The organism is Streptomyces sp. P5F9 (genome assembly GCF_057961495.1).
On sequence record NZ_JBXVPZ010000628.1, the window covers coordinates 1 to 4,636 of the forward strand.

Genomic DNA, 4,636 nt, shown 5'->3' on the forward strand with positions numbered 1-4,636 from the left:
CCTCAACGTCGTCCGGGGCGAGCCCCGCCAGCCCCACCCGCACCCGGAGATTCAGCGTCGTACCGAGTTCAGCCGTGGCCGTAGCCGCAGACGTCTCCACGTGGTCGACAGTCACCCCGTGCCAGGCGGCCCGCACCCGCCCCTTCCAGACGGCCAGTTCACGGGCCGCGTCCGGGGTCATGGCGCGATGGGCGTGCGCGGCGGGGGCGTACAGGCGCTCCACGTACTCCCGGACCATGCGCCCGGCCAGCACCTTCGGGCCCAGCAACGTCAACGTCTGGCGGACCATCTCGATCCAGCGGTCGGGGAGCCCGTCCTGACCGCGTTCGTAGAAGCGCGGGGTGACGCGTTGCTCCAGGAGGTCGTAGAGGGCCGCGGCCTCCACGTCGTCCCGGTGGTCGGGGTCCGTGCCGGTGCCGTCCGCCGTGGGGATGGCCCAGCCGAAGTCGGGCTGGAACCACTCGTCCCACCAGCCGTCCAGGACCGAGAGGTTGAGGCAGCCGTTCAGCGCCGCCTTCATGCCGCTCGTGCCGCAGGCCTCCAGCGGGCGGAGCGGGTTGTTGAGCCAGATGTCGCAGCCGGGGTACAGCTTCTGCGCCATCGCCATGCCGTAGTCGGGCAGGAAAACGATGCGGTGCCGGACGCGGGGGTCGTCCGCGAACTTCACCAGCTCCTGGACCAGCCGCTTGCCCCCGTCGTCCGCCGGGTGCGCCTTGCCCGCCACCACGATCTGGATCGGACGGTCGGGGTGCAGGAGGAGATCCATCAGCCGGTCCCGGTCGCGCAGCATCAACGTCAGTCGCTTGTACGACGGGACACGGCGCGCGAATCCGATCGTGAGGACGTCGGGGTCCAGGACTCCGTCGATCCAGCCCAACTCGGCTGATCCCGCGCCGCGTTGACGCCAGGACGCGCGGAGCCGTTCCCGTACCTCCACGACCAGTTGCTCGCGCAGATCGCGGCGCAGTTCCCAGATGTCCTGGTCCGGGATCTCCGCGACCGCGTCCCAGCGGTCCGAACCGCCCACCGTCAACGCGTCCTCGGTCCGTGTCGCGCCGATCTGGCGTGCGCCCAGCCGGAACACCTCGGGCGCGACCCAGGTCGGCGCGTGCACCCCGTTGGTCACGGAGGTGATCGGCACCTCCTCCGCGTCGAACCCCGGCCAGAGACCGGAGAACATCTCGCGGCTCACCTGGCCGTGCAACAGGGAGACGCCATTGGCCCGTTGGCCCAGCCGCAGGCCCATCACGGCCATGTTGAACAGGTTGGGTTCGCCGCCCGGGTAGGTCTCCATGCCAAGGCTCAGGATGTGCTGGACGTCCATGCGCGGGAGTTCGGCCCCGGGACCGAAGTGCCGGGCCACCAACTCCCGGTCGAAACGGTCGATTCCGGCCGGTACGGGGGTGTGGGTGGTGAAGACCGTACCGGCCCGCACCGCCTCAAGTCCCGCGTCGAAGTCCAGCCCCGCGTCGCAGAGTTCGGCGATCCGCTCCAGGCCGAGGAATCCCGCGTGCCCCTCGTTCGTGTGGAACACCTCGGGCTCGGGGTGACCGGTGAGGCGGCAGTACGTCCGCACCGCCCGCACGCCTCCTATACCCAGCAACATCTCCTGGAGCAGCCGATGTTCGCTGCCGCCGCCGTAGAGGACATCGGTCACGCCTCGTTCGCCGACGTCGTTCTCCTCGACATCGGAGTCGAGCATCAGCAGCGGTACCCGGCCGACCTGCGCGAGCCAGATCCGGGCGCGCAGCGAGCGGCCGCCGGGCAGGGCGAGAGAGACCTGGGCCGGGGAGCCGTCCTCCTCCCGCAGCAGCGCCACCGGGAGTTCGTTGGGGTCGAGGACGGGATAGTGCTCCTGCTGCCAGCCGTCCCGGGACAGCGACTGGCGGAAGTAGCCGTGCCGGTACAGGAGTCCGACGCCGATCAGCGGTACGCCGAGATCGCTGGCCGATTTGAGATGGTCGCCGGCGAGGATGCCGAGGCCGCCGGAGTACTGCGGCAGGGCGGCCGTGACGCCGAACTCGGGTGAGAAGTAGGCGACGGCGGCGGGCAGTTCCCCGGACTGGGCCTGATACCAGCGGTCACCGCCCACATAGTCGGCGAGGTCACCCGCGACCTCGGTGAGCCGGCGCAGGAAACGGCTGTCCTCGGCCAGCTCCGCGAGCCGCTCGGCGGAGACGCTGCCGAGGAGTCGAACGGGATCGCGTTCCGAGGCGGCCCAGCGCTCGGGATCGACGGACTGGAAGAGATCACGGGTGTCGGCGTGCCAGGACCAGCGCAGATTGCGCGCCAGATCACTGAGAGGTCGGAGGGGCTCGGGGAGAACGGGACGGACGGTGAATCGACGGATCGCCTTCACAGCTCCACCTCGGCGCTTCGCTGGATGACACACGGCAGTGTGTGTCGTCGTGTGTGATGACGGTACCGGCGATGGTGTCGCCCTCGCTGGGGGCTTCGCCCCCAGACCCCCATCGGCCCTCAAAGGGGCCCCGTCCTCAAACTCCCCCAGAGGGGGGACCCCCAACGGGCTGATTATTACCACCCTGAACTAATACGGGCCCCTCGTGCGCCCTTGTGGTGCTTCGCGCCTCACGAGAGGCTGCCCCGTGGAGAGTTGAAGGAGGGGAACTCGACATGGCACGGACGCGCACGCGGCGTCTGCGCCGGGCGGGGGGCCTGACCGCGGTCACCACCATCGTGGTGCTTTCGGCCATCACCCTGCCCGCGCACGCCGCACCGGAGGGGACCATACTCGGCGCCGGTGAACCCGGTTCCGTCAGCGGCAGTTACCTGGTGACGTTGAAAGGGGGGACGAAGGCCCCGTCGGCGGCCGGGAAGGGCCTCGCCGAGAAGTACGGGGCGAAAATAAGCCACACCTACGGCACGGTCCTCAACGGCTACGCCATCACGGCCGACGAGAGACAGGCGAGACGCCTCGCGGCGGACGCGCGGGTCGCCTCGGTCGCCCAGGACACCCGCGTCACCCTGGACAGCGGCAGCCGTAGCGCCGGCCGTGTCCAGCGCAACCCGCCGTCCTGGGGGCTCGACCGGCTCGACCAGGCGGGCCTGCCGCTGAGCAGGAGCTACACCTCGCCGCAGTCCGGGGGCAGCGGGGCGACGGTGTACGTGATCGACACCGGCATCCGCGTCGCCCACAAGGACTTCGGCGGCCGGGCGGGCTACGGCTGGGACTTCGTCGACAACGACGCCACCGCCCAGGACGGCAACGGCCACGGCACCCATGTCGCCGGCACGATCGCCGGCACCACCTACGGCGTCGCCAAGAAGGCCGAGGTGGTCGCCGTACGCGTCCTCGACAACGCCGGAGCCGGTACGACCTCGCAGGTCATCGCCGGCATCGACTGGGTCACCCGGCACGCGCACAAGCCCGCGGTCGCCAACCTCAGCCTCGGCGGCATCCACAACGCCCAGCTGGACGCGGCCGTACGCAACTCGATCGCCTCCGGTGTCACGTACACGGTCGCGGCGGGCAACGACGGGCTGTCGGCCGGCCTGTACTCCCCCGCGGACGTCAAGGAGGCCGTCACGGTCGGCGCCACCGACAGGAACGACGCCCGGGCGGCCTTCTCGAACTACGGCCCGGCCGTCGATCTGTTCGCCCCGGGCGTCTCGATCACCTCCGCGTCGTACGCGAGCGACACTGGGAAGGCGACCTTCTCCGGTACGTCGATGGCGTCACCGCACGCGGCCGGCGCGGCGGCCGTCTATCTCGGCGGTCACCCGCGCGCCACGCCCGCACAGGTCTCCACGGCACTCGTCGCGGGGGCGGTATCCGGCAAGGTGTCCGGCGAAGGGCTCGGTTCGCCGGACAAAATCCTGCAGGTACCGCGGTCGTAGTGCGAGAGTGCCGGGACCGGCCCCGTTCGCCCTGGACGGGGGCGGATCTTTCTGTGGAGATCTGCGCGTAAGTAGTTAGCAACCTGCCGGATTGCTAACCCGAATAGGGTGGGAAGGCTCCACCGGTACGCCCCCAGACGCAGCACGGGATCTCCTTCGCAGGACCCACCTCCCCACATCCATCCGCCCACACCCACGTTGACGCGGACAGGAGCGGTCATGCCCGCCACGCACCACTCGTCACCACCCCCGACACCCGGCACGGCCACGCCCCCCGTGCGCCCCGTCGGCACGGCACCACCCGTCCCGGAGCCACCCTCCGCGGACGGCACATCGCCCGGCATCGGACGCATCCCCGTCCTCGATGTCCGGCCGGTCGTCCAGCACGGCCACCGGTCCGCCAAGGCGGTCACCGGTGAGGCGTTCGAGGTCTCGGCCACCGTCTTCCGCGAGGGCCACGACGCGGTCGCCGCGAACGCCGTCCTCTACGACCCGGACGGCCGCCCCGGTCCGTGGACCCCGATGCGGGAGCTCGCCCCGGGCACCGACCGCTGGGGTGCCACGGTCACACCCGGCGCACCCGGCCGGTGGACCTACACCGTGGAGGCCTGGAGCGACCCCGTCGCCACCTGGCGCCACCACGCCCAGATCAAGATCCCGGCCGGCATGGACACGGACCTGGTCCTGGAGGAGGGTGCGCGCCTGTACGAGCGCGCCATCTCCGGCGTCCCGAAGGGCAAGGGCCTCCGCCCCGTCCTCCGCGCCGCCGTGTCCGCCC

General features: G+C 70.9%; 3 protein-coding genes. 2 read left to right on the forward strand and 1 reads right to left on the reverse strand.

Annotated elements, in window-relative coordinates:
• Positions 1-2,359 (reverse strand): alpha-glucan family phosphorylase (glgP, locus tag AC31A1_RS47230; RefSeq protein WP_489659234.1); only part of this gene is annotated, 2,359 nt, incomplete at its 3' end.
• Between the two features lie 275 nt (positions 2,360-2,634).
• On the opposite strand from glgP, the gene AC31A1_RS47235 reads away from it, so the two are divergent.
• Both AC31A1_RS47235 and AC31A1_RS47240 read left to right on the forward strand, forming a co-directional pair.
• On the forward strand, positions 2,635-3,858 hold the full coding sequence (locus tag AC31A1_RS47235) for a S8 family peptidase (RefSeq protein WP_489659235.1): 1,224 nt from the start codon (positions 2,635-2,637) through the stop codon (positions 3,856-3,858).
• A gap of 219 nt (positions 3,859-4,077) precedes the next feature.
• Positions 4,078-4,636, forward strand: a 559-nt coding sequence (locus tag AC31A1_RS47240) for a maltotransferase domain-containing protein (RefSeq protein ID WP_489659236.1), incomplete at its 3' end; no start/stop codon positions are given.

Excerpts from the sequence above, each read along its gene's own strand:
- AC31A1_RS47235 (WP_489659235.1), top strand. The coding sequence starts at position 2,635 with ATGGCACGGACGCGCACGCGGCGTCTGCGCCGGGCGGGGGGCCTGACC.